This is a genomic window from Paenisporosarcina sp. TG-14 (assembly GCF_000297555.1).
GTDB lineage: Bacteria > Bacillota > Bacilli > Bacillales_A > Planococcaceae > Paenisporosarcina > Paenisporosarcina antarctica.
The window spans coordinates 23,822-40,834 of sequence record NZ_AMGD01000015.1 but is presented as its reverse complement, the minus strand read 5'-3'; the positions used below and the strand labels follow the sequence as shown (position 1 = coordinate 40,834).

Sequence of the window (17,013 nt, the reverse complement as noted above, 5' to 3'; positions counted from 1 at the left end):
ACAACTTCTCATCGTTATGTCAACAAAAAGTTTTGCTCTTTTTCATTTACTTTGTCGCTTTCAAAACAGCAACTTTATAAATATATCAGCCTAGTTACTATAAGTCAAGACTAGTTGTAAAAGTTTTTGTTCCTCTTATTATATCAGAATTTTCGCTCAATACAAGTCATAATAAGATGCTAAATATAACCAAAAAGCAGGACGTTACTTTTTAATAAGTAACGTCCTGCTTGATATTATTATGAACCTTCAACGAATACAAAGTATAGAACAAAAACTACAAACATTCCGTACATGATAGGATGAACCTTTTTAGCATTGCCGCTCAAGATCATCGTTATAGGATAGAAGATAAATCCAATTGCAATCCCTGTAGCAATACTATACGTAAGGGGCATTGCAATAATCGTTAAAAATGCGGGTACTGCTATTTCGAATCGGTTCCACTCTATTTTGTTTAATGATGAAACCATCAAGACACCAACAATTATTAAAGCTGGAGCTGTTACTGCAGAAGTCATAACTGATAACACAGGTGAAAACAATAAAGCGAACAAGAAAAGTACACCAGTAACAATTGCAGCGAAACCTGTACGTGCACCTGCCGCAACTCCTGCACTTGATTCAATGTATGAAGTAGTTGTCGATGTACCGAACACAGCTCCCGTTACTGTTGCTAAAGAATCTGCAAGCAATGCTTTGCCAGCGCGAGGTAACTTGTTATCTTTCATTAATCCTGCTTGATTTGCAACAGATACTAAAGTACCTGCTGTGTCAAAGAAATCTACAAACAAGAATGTGAGGACAACGATTAAAAATGGATACGTAAGTAATGAACCTGGATCATTAAATATTGGTTCAAAAGCTACACCGAAAGTTGGTGCTACGCTTGGAACTTTTCCTATTATAGATGAAGGAATATCAACTAAACTGAAAATCATACCCACAACAGCTGTTAGAAGCATACCGTAAAAGATACCGCCTTTAATACCACGAGCCATAAAAATAACGGTTATGAATAAACCAAATATCGCTAACAATGTATTTCCTGCAGATAAATCACCAAGTCCAACAAGAGTTGCTGGATTATCTACGATGATTCCTGCATTTCGTAGTCCAATAAATGCTATGAACAAACCAATACCCGCTCCAACTGCATATTTCAATTCAGCGGGAATCGCATTAATAATTCTCTCTCGAATACCTGTTAATGATAGAACAATAAAAATGAGTCCTGAAAATAAAACGCCTGTTAATGCTGTTTCCCATGGGATACCATACGTTAAGACAACAGTATAAGCAAAAAATGCATTTAATCCCATTCCGGGAGCAAGGGCTATTGGATACTTGGCGAGTAGCCCCATAAAGATAGATCCGACGGCCGCTGCTAAAGCCGTGGCTACGAATACCGCACCTGCGTCCATCCGCATCGAGTCTGGTAAATCTGGAACAGAGTCTAATGATAATACTAGTGGGTTAACGATTAAGATATACGCCATTGATAAGAATGTTGTTAATCCACCGATAATCTCTCGACGATAGTTAGTTCCGAGTTCTTCAAATTGAAAATACTTTTTCATGATTTTCCTCCGTGTTGTCTTGTACACACATTAGTTTCTACTATAATAGAAGCTTTCTTAAAATACCTCTCTTAAAGTAACTCTATTACCTTAGAAGAAACTTGCCTTCAAAAGAGTTTAAGTGCCGCGCTAAGCTTGTTATTATAAACAACAAAAAGCATGCGACAAAAAAGTCGCATGCTTCCGATTATCATATCACCTAAGGGTCATATGAATGAAGAAAGACGAAAGAGTTCGTATTTCTAAATCGTAGTCGAGTCATTTATGGTAACTCGGTAGAAACTTTCGGGCCATATTCCCGACATTATACGACGACATTATTTAATTACAATAGAAATAATAACATTAATGCTATATGATTTCAATCTACTTTCCGAACATTGTTTTTTAAAAAGCGGTTAATGTTCGGAAATAACAGCGATTTCCAATTGAACTGTTTATTCCCACTCAATCGTTGCTGGTGGCTTACTCGTAATGTCGTAAAGTACTCGGTTAATATGTGGTACTTCATTTACTATACGTACACTGATTTTCTCTAGAACATCCCACGGCACACGAGCCCAGTCAGAAGTCATTCCATCGATAGATGTAACTGCACGAATTCCTATTGCGTAATCATACGTACGGGCATCTCCCATAACACCTACGCTACGAATGTCAGGTAGCACTGTGAAGTATTGCCAAATATCACGTTGTAGATCCGCTTTAACTACTTCTTGATGTAAAATCGCATCAGACTCACGAACAATTTTAAGTTTTTCCTCTGTAATTGCTCCTAAAACGCGAATTCCAAGACCTGGTCCTGGGAATGGTTGACGCCATACGATTTCATCCGGCATTCCAAGCTCTGTTCCAAGTGCACGTACTTCGTCTTTGAATAAAGTTTTTAATGGTTCAATTAACTTAAACTGCATATCTTTAGGTAAACCACCAACATTGTGATGGGATTTAATTGTTTGTGCAGTAGCTGTACCACTTTCAATAATGTCTGTGTAAAGAGTTCCTTGTGCAAGGAAGTCCATACCTTCTAATTTTGACGCTTCATCGTCGAATACATAAATGAATTCATTGCCGATAATTTTACGCTTTGTTTCAGGATCCGATACGCCCTCTAGTTTGCTCATGAAACGTTCTTGTGCATCTATTTTAATTACATTCATGTTGAATCCGTCAGCGAACATCTTCATAACGCTTTCAGCTTCACCTTTACGCAGTAAACCGTGATCGACAAACATACATGTTAATTGATCACCAATTGCTTTGTAGAGTAATACGGCTACTACAGAAGAATCTACTCCACCACTTAAAGCACATAATACTTTTTTATCGCCAACTTCATGGCGAATTTTTTCGATTTCAAGTTCAATAAAGCCTTCCATTGACCAATCGCCTTTTGCCTTACATATGCCAAATACGAATTGGCGAATTATTTCAATACCATAAACAGAATGACGGACTTCTGGATGGAATTGAACGGCATATAATCCTCTTGATTCATCAGCCATTGCTGCTACTGAACAAGATGGACTTGTTGCAATTACTTCAAAGCCTTCTGGAGCAACTGTTACATGATCACCATGACTCATCCATACAACTTGCTCGTTCGGCAGGTCTTTGAATAAAGGAGTTTCTTTAATTACTGAGATTTCAGCTTTTCCGTACTCACGATGTGTAGCTTTTTCAACTTTTCCACCATAATGAAGAGACATTAATTGCATACCGTAGCAAATCCCTAAGATTGGCACATTTAAATCAAAGATTGCAGGATCGACGTGAAATGCATTCTCATCGTATACCGAGTTTGGACCACCCGAGAAAATAATACCTGTAGCATTCATCCCTTTTATATCTTCAGCCGTGATTGTGTGTGGGTGTAATTCACTATAAACACCAAACTCACGAATACGACGTGTAATTAACTGATTGTATTGACTACCAAAATCTAGTACAACGATTTTTTCTTGTTCTTTTAAGATAGGAGTTGCTGACAATGTGTACACCTCTTCATTTAGATTATCCTGCTCCTATTAACAAAAAAAACGCGTACGAAAGAAAACCTTTCTACGCGTTCTTTTGCTCTACTTAAGAAAAGTGCAAGTGTCGTTCAGTCTGACACTTTGAACTAGACAAAAAGTCTATCTTTTCTTATGAAAAAGGCGAAATCAAACAAACGTCCATTAATTAGTAGACATGTTTGAATTCGCCTTCATAGTCAAGTCATTTCCGGCGACTTGGTAGAGACATCCGAACCGTATCATCGGACATATATAAGGGCAAACGGTCTGTATAATTTTTCTCAATTCTACAGGTAGTTTGACTTAAAATCAACCGCTTGTCTTATTGATTAAGTTTTCCCAAGATTCTCTCAGTTTCAACCATTCATGAGCCTCTATATTTCTTCCATAAAAGCCCTTTTCATAAGCAATTGTTAACATTCTCATATCTTTTGAATCGAAGAAACCATCTACATAATTCGCATACGATTGCAGAGTCTGCCCTTCTCTTCGTGCCACACCATACAACGCGAGTTGTTTTAATAAACGGTGATAACTATTTTCAAAAGAATTCCAATCATCTTTACGTAATCGATAGTAAGGCACTAACAGTTTGGGCATCCATTTTTGTCGAATACGGAACAAGACTACAAGAAGTCCTATCGCAAATATACTCCAGAGAATTATGCGCCCTCGATTATTTGAAATCCAACCCATAAAATTTTGCATGGTTTCTGTAAATCTTTCAGAAATTGATTTATTATCTTCAATTTCTGTTGGTTGCGGTTTTTTCGGTTGTTCTGGCACAACTGCTTCTTCAGGCTCTTCTGTAGAGTCTAATTCTAAATCGTAATCAATATTTCCAGTTCCACTAAATCCAATAGTTGGTTCAAACGGCATCCAACCTACACCTGGAAAATATGCCTCAACCCATGAGTGAGCATTATTATTTGTAACTTCGTATACTCTATCACCATTGTTATTTTCTATTTCTTCTCCTTCAGCAAATCCTTTTACCCATCGAGCTGGGATATCTAGAGATCGAAGCATAACAACCATAGATGTGGAGAAATTATCACAATATCCCCGTTTTGTATCGAACAAGAATTGATCCACATAATCTTGATTTGCTTCTGGAATACTAATATTACTTTGATCGTACAAGAAGCCATTCTGTGAAAAGTAACGTTCAATCGCACGAGCTTTATCATACAAATTTGTTTGATTTTCAGTAATTGATTGTGATAGTTCTCTTACCCGCTCCGGTAATTCTTCTGGTAGTTGTAAATAGCGATCAAACTCTGGAGTTACCTCTGCCAACGATTCAATTGTGGTTGCTCTTAAATCAGTTAAACTAAACTTGGGTTCACTAAACGATATACTATATTGCTTTAATTCAACCAAATCATTCCCCTGGAACGTGTTAATTTTTTGTGAATTTTTTTCAAGTGCAAAAGTTGTCTCTACTGTTGCTTCTGCAGCAACTGAACCATATGGATACATTAGAAATGGGTACTCTAAATTAAATGAATACTGTGCAACATCTTGATCTTCAACTGGCCCAGGCGCGATTCCACTATCAAATACATCACCAGGATTGAAGACAGTTGTACCATCTGACATGACAGATTGTTCCCATCCTTTTGACGTATAGGTATCTTTCGTTTCAATTTTCCAGTACTGGGGTGTTTGCACGGTTGCTTCAAAGACAACTGTAGAATCAGAACGGAATCCCCCTCCTAAAACGGAATCATCTTCGCCATAACCAATTTTCCCTATTCCACCTGATCTTCCAGGTGCTGTTCCTGCCCCTTCAGCAAATGATTGAATAAAAGGAACAGGATCCACCCACACAGGACCTGCCTTTGGTAGTAGATAACCAAGTGAGCCACTAAATGCAACTACCACAATAAGCGGAATAATTAGAGAAGCGTAGTTCCCTCGAGACGCGGAAATGTGGTTTTGTTCCAGTATTTGAGCTACTTTTAACAAACCGGATAATAACAACCCTAGTATCATGACACGAGGAATCGATTCAACACCTTGATACGGACTAAAAGTATCAAGAGCCGCAATAAATATAACGGTCATGAAGAAAAACAAAAAAATATTCAATCGGACTGTTATCCAATGATGTATTAAATAAGTTGTCATCCATAACAGTGCAAAAAACAACACGGTGCGAAAAGTATCGGTAACTACTGCCCAATCACCACTGATTAGAGCAAAAACATTTATCATCGCATCACCAAACAGAAATGAAATAGCGTCTTTTGTAAAAAACACTTCCCCTGTATAAACAAATATAATGACCCAAGACATATACAATAGTTTCCCGGGACCCGACAGCCACCAAGGAACAGAGAAAAAACTAAACACAAAACATAACGCAATAAAAGCTAAGAAAATAGATAAGTAATTGGTTTTCGTTAATTCCATAACTGGGAGTAGCCATTCACGTAGCAAGAAGAACACAAGCACATAAAATATACCTTGCAACCATTTATTTTGAAGACCGTTTTTCATGAGCGTCCCACCTCCGTAAAGGCGTTTGCAAAATGATCTGGAGAAAGCACGTGAATAATCATTCCTCTAGAACGAGCAAGTTTATGCATAACCCCTGCTTGTTTTGATAGCTTTTCACCCTTTTTGATGACGACAAAAACCGTGCATTGACGTAAATTTTTTGCTGATTTTGGAATAGCCTCAATCAATCCTGCTGTTAAATCTCCAGTGATGAGTAAAACTGATGTAGCACTCGACATCGCCGGATCTCTTGGCAACATTTGCTCGATTGGTTTTTTTAAATCATCTTCTACTTTCGCCAAGTGAAACATTGTCCTTTGTAATTGATCTTCACTTTTAACCATTGGAAAATAAAAACGTGTCGCCCCTAAAGATAAAAACGCTGCACTTGCTTGATTTCGAACAACCGCTTGTAAAACTGACGCGGTTAATTCAATTTGTTCTTCAAAATTATCTGATGGTTTTCGATCAGTTATTATGAATAATTCTTGAGACTCTCTATCTTCAAACTCTTTAGTACGGAGTGTTTGTGTACGGGCGAAAGATTTCCAATGAATCCATGATACGCGGTCACCAGGTTGGTAATCTCGAACACCCGTAGCCATTGTTGTATCTTTTACAATGGTAAAAGGAGAGGCAACAGCCCCTTGTTCATATCGAGTTTCAATCGGCATAAATATCATCTCCGTTATATTCGGATAGACAAGGACCATTTGTTTTAATGGGAGGATTTGAGATTTCTTGACCCATCCAAAAAAGTCACTTACGGTAATTTCAATTCCGTCCAATGTATGTTCACCACGTGGCATATGATCAATTTCATAGGTCCATTCGATTGTTCGTTGAAACCCCACCATTTTAACTGTTTTTAACTGGGATGAATCCATATGACGAATGAGTTGTAAGCTTTGTGTCATTTCTTTTACCACTAAATAAAGCATGGGAAATCTAGAAGTCCTTATTAATTTCACCGTTACGATGAGTTTCTCACCTTTACGTATTTGAGGCGTCTGGATAAAACGTTCAACTTGTATTTTTGAGATTGGGATGAAGAAAAATATGATGGAATATAAGGCAAATGGAAGCACAGTATAAAAAATAAACCAGCTAACGAATCCACCCTGAAACATCGCAAAGGTAAACGCAGAGATTAATAGAAAAATAACAAACAGGAGACGCACTCCTAATGCCAATGAAGAGTTTATTCGTTTCATTGTTTAACAAGCCTTTTAATCGGAACATTTGTTTTTGTTAAAATACGTCCAATAATTTCTTCAGTAGTAATTCCATCATAGCGTGCTTCTGAACGTAAAATCATTCGGTGACTAAATACGAATGGCGCTAAATATTGAACATCATCCGGTGTAACAAAGTCCCTACCTCTTAACATCGCTAACGCTTGTGATGCTTTCATTAACGCTAACGATCCTCGAGGACTTACACCCAAATATATATAAGAATCTTTTCTTGTCCGGTTAGCCAAATCGACAATGTAATTTTTGATGGTATCATCGACCATTATTTCTTTTACTTCTTGTTGCAAAAGAATGAGGTCTTCAAGTGAAATGACAGGCTTTAAGTCTTCAAGTGGAGCTGATTTTTCAGCTCTTTTCAACACTTCAATTTCTTCTGCATGTGAAGGATAACCCATTCTAAGTTTAAGTAAGAAACGGTCCAATTGTGCTTCTGGAAGCGGATATGTACCTTCATATTCAATTGGATTTTGTGTGGCCATTACAAAGAACGGTTTAGGAATCATCATCGTTTCTCCATCGATTGTTACCGATGCTTCTTCCATTCCCTCGAGAAGTGCTGATTGAGTTTTGGGTGAAGTTCGATTGATTTCATCCGCTAATACGATATTCCCCATAATTGGACCTGGTCTAAATTGAAATTCCATGTCTTTGGGATTATAGATTGATACACCAATTACATCTGAAGGCAGTAAGTCGGGCGTAAATTGAATACGTTTGAATTGAGCGCCTACTGATTTCGCTAATGCACGTACCATAACCGTCTTACCAACACCTGGAACGTCTTCAAGTAAAACATGTCCTTGCGCGATTAACGCAACTACACATAGCTCTGCAATATCTCGTTTCCCTATAATTACTCGCTCTATATTATCTATAATCGAATGCATTTTTTCTTGGTTTTTCATGGCTCTACTCCCCCAGTTGTTGTGTTGAATTTTTGTATTTGTTAGAAAATTGACACATTATAAGTCCATTTTACCTAATACTTTGATACTTAACAACTTATTAGAGTGCAAAAAAGCACACATAGCATAGTGCTACATGTGCTTGAATTTATTTCCAAAAATCATCAAAGACGGTAATAGGCATATGCCTTTTATGTTTTGAGCGTAAATAATGATTTTCAATTTTTTCTTTTGACTCAGTTGGAATCTTTTTTCCTTCTAAATAATCATCTATTTGATCATATGAAACACCTAAAGCAATCTCATCTGGTAACGCAGGACGATCTTCTTCTAAATCCGCAGTAGGAATTTTGGTATATAAATGTTCAGGACAACCTAGTTCTATTAATAGTTGTTTCCCTTGTCGCTTATTTAATCGAGAAATAGGCACTAAGTCGACTCCACCATCACCATATTTAGTATAAAAACCGGTGACGGCTTCTGCTGCATGATCTGTTCCAAGGACGACTGCATCGTGCATAGCCGCAATTGAGTATTGAACTTTCATTCTTTCGCGTGCTTTTTCATTTCCTTTAGCAAAATCAGAAAGGGTAATCCCAGCGGTATCCAGTGCATGTTTACTTGCATCGACTGCATTTTTAATATTCACCGTATAAATTTTAGATGGTTGTATGAAATTTAATGCGTCGTGACAATCATCTTCATCAAACTGAACACCATAAGGCAATCGAACCGCATTAAAAGAATAGGCTTGTGCTCCCGCTTCTTCATTTAATTCATCTACCGCCATTTGAGCAAGCTTGCCAGTAAGTGCAGAATCTTGACCACCTGAAATACCAAGAACCAATCCTTTTAAGAATGAATGCTTTTTTAAATAATTTTTCATAAAATCAATGGATATACGTATTTCTTGTTTGGGGTCAATCGATGGTTTAACTTTCAATTCTTCAATAATTGTCTTTTGCAAGTTTATCATCATAGTCACTCCTTAAGAGTAATGCATTCTATCTACCATATCTTTTATCTCTTGGATATTCCGCATCTTGTTATCCCAACATTTTTGGCTTAAATCTACTGGATATTCTTCTGGATTTAAAGAACGTTTGTATTCATCCCATAGTAATTCTAAGTTAGCAGCTGCGTAATCCCTCATTGCAAACAACGTGGGATTCGTATAAATAACTTGTCCATTTTCAATGACTTTTGTATGAAGCTCTTTTGCTTCAAAGTTCGTCACAAATTTCGAAACAAAGGTGTGAACTGGATGGAACATTTTTAAACGGTGTTCATGAGTAGGGTCTTCATCAAACATCGTAATATAATCGCCTTCTGCTTTGCCATTTTCTCGGTCAATTATACGATACAGTTTTTTCCTACCCGGAGTCGTTACCTTTTCAGAAGTAGAAGAAATTTTAATTGTGTCTTCCATTACACCTTTTTCATCTGCAATTGAAACAATTTTATAAACTGCACCAAGAGCGGGTTGGTCATACGCGGTAATTAACTTTGTGCCAATGCCCCACATATCCACTTTCGCACCTTGGGCTTTTAAGTTTAAAATTGTATATTCATCTAAATCATTTGACACGACGATTTTCGCATCCGTAAAGCCCGCTTCATCTAACATACGACGTGACTCTTTTGATAGGAATGAAATATCTCCACTATCCAAACGAATTCCAACGAAATTGATTTTATCGCCAAGTTCTTTTGCTACTTGAATGGCAGTTGGAACACCAGTCTTTAATGTATTGTAAGTATCTACAAGGAATACACAATCTTTATGGCGTTTGGCATATGCGTGGAAAGCTTCATATTCACTTTTGTATGCTTGAACAAGAGAATGCGCATGTGTTCCTGCAACAGGAATACCAAACTTTTTACCAGCTCTAAGATTACTTGTTGCCTCTATTCCACCAATTATGGAAGCCCGTGAGCCCCAAATTGCTGCATCCATTTCTTGAGCACGTCTCGTACCGAATTCCATAACTGTATCGGTTTTGACGATTTGTTTAATACGACTTGCTTTCGTTGCAATTAAGGTTTGGTAATTGACGATATTTAGGAGTGCTGTTTCAATGAGTTGCGCTTCAACCAGTGGAGCCTCAATGCGCATAATTGGTTCATTAGCAAAAACGAGCTCACCTTCAATCATCGAATATACATCTCCGGTGAACCTGACTTCACGCAAATAACTAATAAAATCTTCCTTGTACCCAAGCTCTTGCTGCAAATATGCAAGATCACTATCCGTAAATTGGAAATCACGAAGAAAATCTAGTACTCGCTCTAAACCTGCAAAAATTGCATAGCCATTACCAAAGGGTAAATTGCGGAAAAACAGCTCAAACACCGCTTTACGATTATGTATACCATCAGCCCAGTAAGTTTCTGCCATATTTATTTGATATAAGTCCGTATGTAATGCAAATCCATCATCTGCATATTTCGACACCATCTAAAACCCTTCTTCCACAATCACAATTGTCATAAGTATACACCATTTAACCAAAATCTAAAATTTCCTAAGAAAAACGCAAACCATAGAAAAATTGGTTTGCGCCGTTTTATTATACACCCATTTTTCTGCGTGTATTACTCACTTTTTTCGTTTGTTGGCTTTGCATTACTTTCGATGATTTCGATGTACTTCCTTTAGCGTTGTTATCGGAAGTTTGATTTTTCTTTGCTTCCAATTGTTTTTGCATCGCTTCTTTTAAGCTTAGTTTTTTCTTCGGCACATCTTGTTGGGTTGTTTCATTATTTTCAGTCAATTAAAGTCCTCCTTTAGATCAAATGATGATCAGTCTCTACTTTTCTCTATTATACTCGATACTCGACGATTACTGGAAATTTTCTATACTTATGCTTACTAATTCTTTACACCTTCATCTGGCACATTCACATTTTCTTTATTACGAAAGAAAAGAACGTCAGCATTTTGTTACATATTCCCCTCTTTATTTTCAATCAATTATCCTAGCTACTAAAATTCTTGTTATTCTTTTTTATGCTTATTATGCATACAATAATGGAAGGAGGTTTTTGATTTTGAACAGAAAATTTGATTGGATACCTGTCGTCTTAATTTCTTTAATAGCTCAATATATCATCCTACAGTTGTTACTCTATATTGAACTTAATGTAGATCATTCAACGTCACAAGATGTACTCGTTAAAATTAATTTCTTCATTGTTGCCATTATCGGTGGATTAGTAGCCATGCACTTTTACATTAAGAATTCACCACATATTGGCGGAATATGCGCAACTCTTTTCATCATTCTATATCAATTGTATCTTGGCAATAGCAGCATTAGTGGCTCAGCACTTTTTGTGTTAGTTATTGCATACTTGGTTGGCTACTTAGGCGCCCTATTGTATTCAAATAAAGTAGTCAATAAACGTTTTAGGTAGCTTCTTTTGATTACTCGACAAAAAGCAAAGCCTTTCGTAAGTTCAATGAACTCATGAAAGGTTTTTCACATTCCCTTTAAGCTCCAAGACAATCGGGCAATGATCACTTCCCTGTATTTGTGGATGAATATAGGCATCAACTAACCTTTCACCTAGTCGGTTTGATGTAATAAAATAATCAATTCTCCATCCGATATTACGCTCTCTCACCGTGGCCATGTAAGACCACCATGTAAAGGCTCCTTCCTTCCCCGGATAAAAATGACGAAACGTATCTGTAAATCCTTCATTTAGTAATCCCGTCATCTTTCCTCGTTCCTCTAGTGTAAAGCCTGAATTGCCTTTATTTGATTTAGCATTTTTTAAATCTATTTCTTGATGCGCCACATTTAAATCTCCACACATAATCACTGGTTTTGTTTGATCTAAGTGCTTCAAATAAGCGCGCATTTTATCTTCCCATTCTAAGCGGTAAGGAAGTCTTGTTAAATCTCGCTTCGCATTGGGTGTATAGACATTCACTAAATAGAACTGTTCGTATTCTAATGTAAGTACTCTACCTTCAGCTTCTTCATTTAAATCTCCTACTCCATACTTTACTGAGATTGGTTTTTCCTTTGTAAAGACAGCTGTACCTGAGTACCCTTTTTTTACTGCATAATTCCAATATTGATAATATCCTTCTAACTGTAAATCAATTTGCCCAGCTTGTAACTTCGTCTCTTGCAGGCAAAAAATATTCGCATTCACTTCATGAAAATAATCTGTAAATCCTTTTTTCACACAAGCCCTAATGCCGTTCACATTCCAAGAAACTAGCTTCATCACGTGATAACCCCTTTTATTAAATCTATTCTATGTATATATGAACAATACCAAGAATGCTATATTATTCCCTACAATATAACAAACCTTCATATGTTCAGTATACTAAAGAAGAGAAAAGCAGGATTAAGGGTAATTGCAACCTTAATCCTGCTCTTCTATTTAGATTATTTCCATATTGTGTGAAATGAACCTTCTACATCTGTTCGCTCATATGTGTGAGCACCAAAATAATCACGTTGTGCTTGCAATAGATTGGCAGTCGAGTAACCAGTACGATAACCATCATAATAAGTAAGAGCAGCACTTAAAGAAGGGAACGCCATACCTGACATCATACTTTCAGCTACCACTTTTCTCATCCCTATATGATATGCTTTCGTTTTTTCAACAAAGTAAGGTGCAATCAGTAAATTTGTTGAAGACTCTTGTGCTCCAAAAGCTTCACTAATTGTGTTTAAAAACTCTGCTCGAATAATACAACCACCACGGAAAATAAGCGCAATGTCTTTTAATGGCAAGTTCCAATCATTGATTTCTGACGTTACTTTATATTGAGTAAAGCCTTGTGCATAGGCACAAATTTTCCCCATATATAAGGCTTGTCTGACAGATTCAACCCATTCTTCTTGATCTACTGGTTCATTAGTAGTTTCTGGGCCAGTTAAGATACTTGCTGCATGTAATCGTTCTTCTTTTGCATGTGAGATGTAACGAGCAAATAATGATTCTGTAATAATGGATACGGGAATTCCATTATCAATTGCTTGTATACTCGTCCATTTACCTGTGCCATTTTGGCCTGTTTTGTCTAGAATTACATCGACAAGTGGTAAACCTGTTTTTTCATCTTTCTTTCTTAATATATCGGCTGTGATTTCTATCAGATAACTTTTCAGTTCCCCTTGATTCCATGTTTCAAAAATATCAGCAATTTCATTGAGAGGAATATGTAGTTTTTCTCTCAAAAAAGTATAGGCTTCGGCAATGAGTTGCATATCTGCATACTCAATTCCGTTATGCACCATTTTCACAAAATGACCTGCACCTTTAGGACCCATATACGCACAGCAAGGGTTTCCTTCAACTTGAGCAGCAATTTTAGTGAAAATAGATGCCACTTTTTCATACACTTCTTTTTTGCCGCCAATCATGATGGAAGGACCTTTCAAGGCTCCCTCTTCCCCACCTGAAACACCAATACCTAAATAATCGATGCCTTGTGACTGCAATTCATCAAATCTACGGGCCGTGTCTTGGTAGTTTGAATTACCACCGTCCATGATAATATCGCCTGGCTCAAGGTAGGGTACTAATGATTTAATCACTGCATCTACAACATTCCCAGCTGTGACCATCATGAAGATTTTTCTTGGTGACTGTAAAGACTGCACAAATTCTTGCACATCATAATATGGATAAAGTTGTTGTTGTTCGATATCTTTTACTAGCAAGTCCGTTAAATCTCTCGTGTAATTATAGACAGCTACTTTTTCACCTTTACTTGCCATATTCATCGCAATACTTCTTCCCATTACACCTAGACCCATAACACCAATTGTATTACTCATATATTTTCTATCTCCTTTTTAAACAATTAAACTTAATAATAGAATAAACCCTAATCCAGCAACAGAAATAATCGTTTCAAGTAATGTCCATGTTGCAAATGTCTCTTTCATAGTCAAACCAAAAAACTCTTTAAACATCCAGAAACCAGCATCATTAACATGTGAAGCTATTAAACTACCTGCTCCAGTTGCAAGTACGACCAAAGCTAAGTTAACGTCAGTTGTACCTAATAGAGGAATAACTAAACCAGCCGTTGTTAAAGCCGCAACCGTTGCAGATCCTAAAGCGATTCGTAAAATAGCAGCGATCATCCATGCCAGTAAGATAGGTGATAATGTCGTGTCACTAAATAATTCTGCCACGTAGTCACCAACACCACCATCAATGAGTACTTGTTTAAAAGCCCCGCCACCACCAATAATTAGTAGCATCATCCCAATACTTGCAATTGCTCTCGAACAAGTATTCATCACGGTTTTCATCGGGATTTTTCTTGCCAATCCCATTGTATAAACAGCAAGCAATAAAGATAACAACATTGCAGTTGAAGCATTACTTACAAAACGCACGACTTCGAATAACATATTATCTGCAATACCATTTGTTTGTTGAATCATGGTAATAATTGTTCCGATAGCCATTAAAATAACAGGAAACATTGCTGTAAATACACTGATACCAAAACTAGGTGTATCTTCTATTTTAAATGTTTTTTGTTCACCCAAAGAAGCAATATCACCTGTTTTATTAAATGAATCAGGGACAAGTTTTTTAGCAAGCTTTGTAAATAGTGGCCCCGCTAAAATGACAGTTGGAATGGCAATAATAAATCCGTATAGTAATACTTCACCAATATTTGCACCATATTCACCGGCAATTACTGTCGGTCCAGGGTGAGGTGGTAAGAATCCGTGAGTCACCGATAAAGCAGCAGCCATCGGAATTCCTAAGTATAAAATAGACACTCTTAATTGTTTTGAAATCGAAAATACAATTGGAATTAATAGTACTAATCCTACTTCAAAGAATAAGGCAACTCCGATTATGAATGAAGCAACTACAACAGCCCATTGAATATTTTTTTCTCCGAATTTATCTATTAAGGTCATCGCAATACGTTGCGCGCCTCCAGAATCTGCAATTAAACTACCTAACATCGCACCTAGTCCAAATATTAATGCTAAATGTCCAAGTGTCCCGCCAAGTCCAGATTCAATTGAACCAACAACGCTATCTAGTGGCATACCTAAAGCTAAAGCAACTCCAAAAGATACAATGATTAAAGAAACAAAGGTGTTTAATTTGAACCCCATAATTAAAACTAGTAACGAAACAATACCTATCGCGACAATAACTAACGGCATGACAATTCCTCCAATACTGACTGTTTATTCTTTTTTAATCAAATTTCGTTGATACCTTGCAATGCTTGTATATTCTTTTTCCAATACTCTCGATATATTAATAAATATCGGTAGAAGTTCTCTGTATTCTTGCACATCGGATTCTATAGGTGTGTGCTTAAATGTAGTACCAATCATGTCAGAAACCACGTCAAATGAATCAACTTTTCCAGTAGCATATAGCCCTAAAATACAAGCCCCAAGACATGAACTTTCATAGCTTTCAGGAACAATTACTTCTACATCAAATATATCAGCCATCATTTGTCGCCAAACATCTGATCTTGCGAAGCCGCCAGTTGCTTTTATTCGGGTAACCGGTTCATCCATCACTTCGAGTAAGGCTAAAAATACGGTGTATAGATTATAAATGACACCTTCAAGTGCTGCCCGAATCATATGTTCTTTCTTATGGGTCATTGTTAAACCAAAAAATGAGCCACGTACATCAGGATTCCACAATGGAGCACGTTCACCCGCTAAATAGGGATGGAACAATAAACCTTCTGAGCCCGGTCTGACCCGTTTAGCAATTCTTGTTAACACTTCATATGGATCAATGCCTAACCTTTTCGCCGTTTCTACTTCTGACGATGCAAATTCATCTCTAATCCATCTCAGTACCATTCCACCATTGTTGACAGGTCCACCAATGACCCAATGTTTTTCGGTTAATGCGTAGCAAAATATTCGGCCCTTTTCATCCGTTTGAGGACGGTCAATGATTGTTCGTATGGCACCACTAGTACCAATTGTTACCGCTACTTCACCTTTACCAATGGCATCCACGCCTATATTAGAAAGCACACCATCACTTGCCCCTATGACAAATGACGTTTGTGGAGAAATGCCCATCTTTTTTGCGATTTCTGGGTTGCAATTTGTGAAAATCTTCGTCGTCGGCACAAGCACGGATAACTGATCCGCTGTAACTTCCGCTATTTGCAATGCTTCTTCATCCCAATCTAGTTTTTTGAGATTCATCATACCCATTGCTGACGCAAGAGAATGGTCCACTACGTATCGATCAAAGAACTTCTTGAAAATGAATTCTTTAATTCCTATGTATTTCTTGGCTTTGACTGCTATTTCAGGTCGATCATTGACAATCCAAGCAATCTTGCTTAATGGGGCCATGGGATGAATAGGTGTCCCAGTCCGTTTGTACACTTCATGACCGTTTAACTCTTCTTTTATTTTACGTGTCCACGCTTCACTGCGATTATCTGCCCAAGTAATACATTGCGTCAGTGGTTGATCATTTTCATCGATCACAATTACGCTATGCATGGCACTACTAAATGAAATGAACAACAACTTTTCCGAGGGAATTTGGGAATTCACCATTATATTTAATATAGCTTGCACTACAGCTTGAAATATTTCTTCCGGGTTCTGTTCTGCTGTCGAAATATCTGGTGTGTACAGCGGGTATCCAATATTCTCTTGCTGAATAATTTCACCTTTTTCAGTAAACAAAACAGCTTTCGTACTCGTCGTACCGATATCGACACCTAACATATAATTCGTCATAG

The 17,013-nt window shown here is 37.2% G+C and carries 13 protein-coding genes and 2 riboswitches; of the genes, 1 reads left to right on the top strand and 12 read right to left on the bottom strand.

Features of this window, described 5'->3' with window-relative positions:
• Positions 1 to 239 precede the first annotated feature (239 nt).
• The 8 genes from C406_RS0105355 to C406_RS0105320 all read right to left on the bottom strand — a co-directional run bounded on the left by C406_RS0105355 (position 240) and on the right by C406_RS0105320 (position 11,035).
• Positions 240 to 1,580, bottom strand: coding sequence for an NCS2 family permease (locus C406_RS0105355; RefSeq protein ID WP_017379568.1), 1,341 nt, complete (start codon positions 1,578 to 1,580; stop codon positions 240 to 242).
• Between the two features lie 230 nt (positions 1,581 to 1,810).
• A riboswitch (purine riboswitch) is annotated at positions 1,811 to 1,912 on the bottom strand.
• 105 nt (positions 1,913 to 2,017) lie between these two features.
• Positions 2,018 to 3,571, bottom strand: coding sequence for a glutamine-hydrolyzing GMP synthase (guaA, locus tag C406_RS0105350; RefSeq protein ID WP_017379567.1), 1,554 nt, complete (start codon positions 3,569 to 3,571; stop codon positions 2,018 to 2,020).
• Between the two features lie 198 nt (positions 3,572 to 3,769).
• A riboswitch (purine riboswitch) is annotated at positions 3,770 to 3,871 on the bottom strand.
• Positions 3,872 to 3,904: 33 nt separating this feature from the next.
• The gene (locus C406_RS0105345) at positions 3,905 to 6,100 is read right to left on the bottom strand and encodes a DUF4129 domain-containing transglutaminase family protein (RefSeq protein WP_017379566.1); all 2,196 of its coding nucleotides are present in this window, start codon (positions 6,098 to 6,100) and stop codon (positions 3,905 to 3,907) included.
• Positions 6,097 to 7,314: a DUF58 domain-containing protein gene (locus C406_RS0105340; RefSeq protein WP_017379565.1), complete on the bottom strand. Its 1,218-nt coding sequence runs from the start codon at positions 7,312 to 7,314 to the stop codon at positions 6,097 to 6,099. Before C406_RS0105340 ends, C406_RS0105345 begins: the two co-directional genes overlap by 4 nt.
• Positions 7,311 to 8,261: an AAA family ATPase gene (locus tag C406_RS0105335; protein WP_017379564.1), complete on the bottom strand. Its 951-nt coding sequence runs from the start codon at positions 8,259 to 8,261 to the stop codon at positions 7,311 to 7,313. Before C406_RS0105335 ends, C406_RS0105340 begins: the two co-directional genes overlap by 4 nt.
• 148 nt (positions 8,262 to 8,409) lie before the next feature.
• Positions 8,410 to 9,237: an ammonia-dependent NAD(+) synthetase gene (gene nadE / locus C406_RS0105330; protein WP_017379563.1), complete on the bottom strand. Its 828-nt coding sequence runs from the start codon at positions 9,235 to 9,237 to the stop codon at positions 8,410 to 8,412.
• A gap of 12 nt (positions 9,238 to 9,249) precedes the next feature.
• Complete coding sequence (locus tag C406_RS0105325; RefSeq protein WP_017379562.1) at positions 9,250 to 10,719, bottom strand: nicotinate phosphoribosyltransferase; 1,470 nt, start codon at positions 10,717 to 10,719, stop codon at positions 9,250 to 9,252.
• Positions 10,720 to 10,831: 112 nt separating this feature from the next.
• On the bottom strand, positions 10,832 to 11,035 hold the full coding sequence (locus C406_RS0105320; protein ID WP_017379561.1) for a hypothetical protein: 204 nt from the start codon (positions 11,033 to 11,035) through the stop codon (positions 10,832 to 10,834).
• 277 nt (positions 11,036 to 11,312) lie between these two features.
• Between C406_RS0105320 and C406_RS0105315 the strand changes: the two genes are divergently transcribed.
• On the top strand, positions 11,313 to 11,678 hold the full coding sequence (locus C406_RS0105315; protein WP_017379560.1) for a hypothetical protein: 366 nt from the start codon (positions 11,313 to 11,315) through the stop codon (positions 11,676 to 11,678).
• Positions 11,679 to 11,729: 51 nt separating this feature from the next.
• On the opposite strand, the gene C406_RS0105310 is transcribed toward C406_RS0105315, so the two are convergent.
• From C406_RS0105310 to gntK, 4 genes are all read right to left on the bottom strand, one after another.
• The gene (locus C406_RS0105310) at positions 11,730 to 12,503 is read right to left on the bottom strand and encodes an exodeoxyribonuclease III (RefSeq protein ID WP_017379559.1); all 774 of its coding nucleotides are present in this window, start codon (positions 12,501 to 12,503) and stop codon (positions 11,730 to 11,732) included.
• A gap of 167 nt (positions 12,504 to 12,670) precedes the next feature.
• Positions 12,671 to 14,074 carry a decarboxylating NADP(+)-dependent phosphogluconate dehydrogenase gene (gnd, locus tag C406_RS0105305; RefSeq protein WP_017379558.1) on the bottom strand — a complete coding sequence of 468 codons (1,404 nt, stop codon included), beginning with the start codon at positions 14,072 to 14,074 and terminating at the stop codon, positions 12,671 to 12,673.
• Positions 14,075 to 14,092: 18 nt separating this feature from the next.
• Entirely contained in the window at positions 14,093 to 15,439 is a 1,347-nt protein-coding gene (locus C406_RS0105300) for a GntP family permease (RefSeq protein WP_017379557.1), read from the bottom strand.
• Between the two features lie 24 nt (positions 15,440 to 15,463).
• Entirely contained in the window at positions 15,464 to 17,011 is a 1,548-nt protein-coding gene (gene gntK, locus C406_RS0105295; RefSeq protein ID WP_017379556.1) for a gluconokinase, read from the bottom strand.
• Positions 17,012 to 17,013 lie beyond the last annotated feature (2 nt).

Coding starts and splice junctions, on each gene's coding strand:
- nadE (WP_017379563.1), bottom strand. CDS start 9,237: ATGATAAACTTGCAAAAGACAATTATTGAAGAATTGAAAGTTAAACCA.
- C406_RS0105345 (WP_017379566.1), bottom strand. CDS start 6,100: ATGAAAAACGGTCTTCAAAATAAATGGTTGCAAGGTATATTTTATGTG.
- C406_RS0105335 (WP_017379564.1), bottom strand. CDS start 8,261: ATGAAAAACCAAGAAAAAATGCATTCGATTATAGATAATATAGAGCGA.
- C406_RS0105300 (WP_017379557.1), bottom strand. CDS start 15,439: ATGCCGTTAGTTATTGTCGCGATAGGTATTGTTTCGTTACTAGTTTTA.
- C406_RS0105340 (WP_017379565.1), bottom strand. CDS start 7,314: ATGAAACGAATAAACTCTTCATTGGCATTAGGAGTGCGTCTCCTGTTT.
- C406_RS0105355 (WP_017379568.1), bottom strand. CDS start 1,580: ATGAAAAAGTATTTTCAATTTGAAGAACTCGGAACTAACTATCGTCGA.
- C406_RS0105325 (WP_017379562.1), bottom strand. CDS start 10,719: ATGGTGTCGAAATATGCAGATGATGGATTTGCATTACATACGGACTTA.
- gntK (WP_017379556.1), bottom strand. CDS start 17,011: ATGACGAATTATATGTTAGGTGTCGATATCGGTACGACGAGTACGAAA.
- gnd (WP_017379558.1), bottom strand. CDS start 14,074: ATGAGTAATACAATTGGTGTTATGGGTCTAGGTGTAATGGGAAGAAGT.
- C406_RS0105310 (WP_017379559.1), bottom strand. CDS start 12,503: ATGAAGCTAGTTTCTTGGAATGTGAACGGCATTAGGGCTTGTGTGAAA.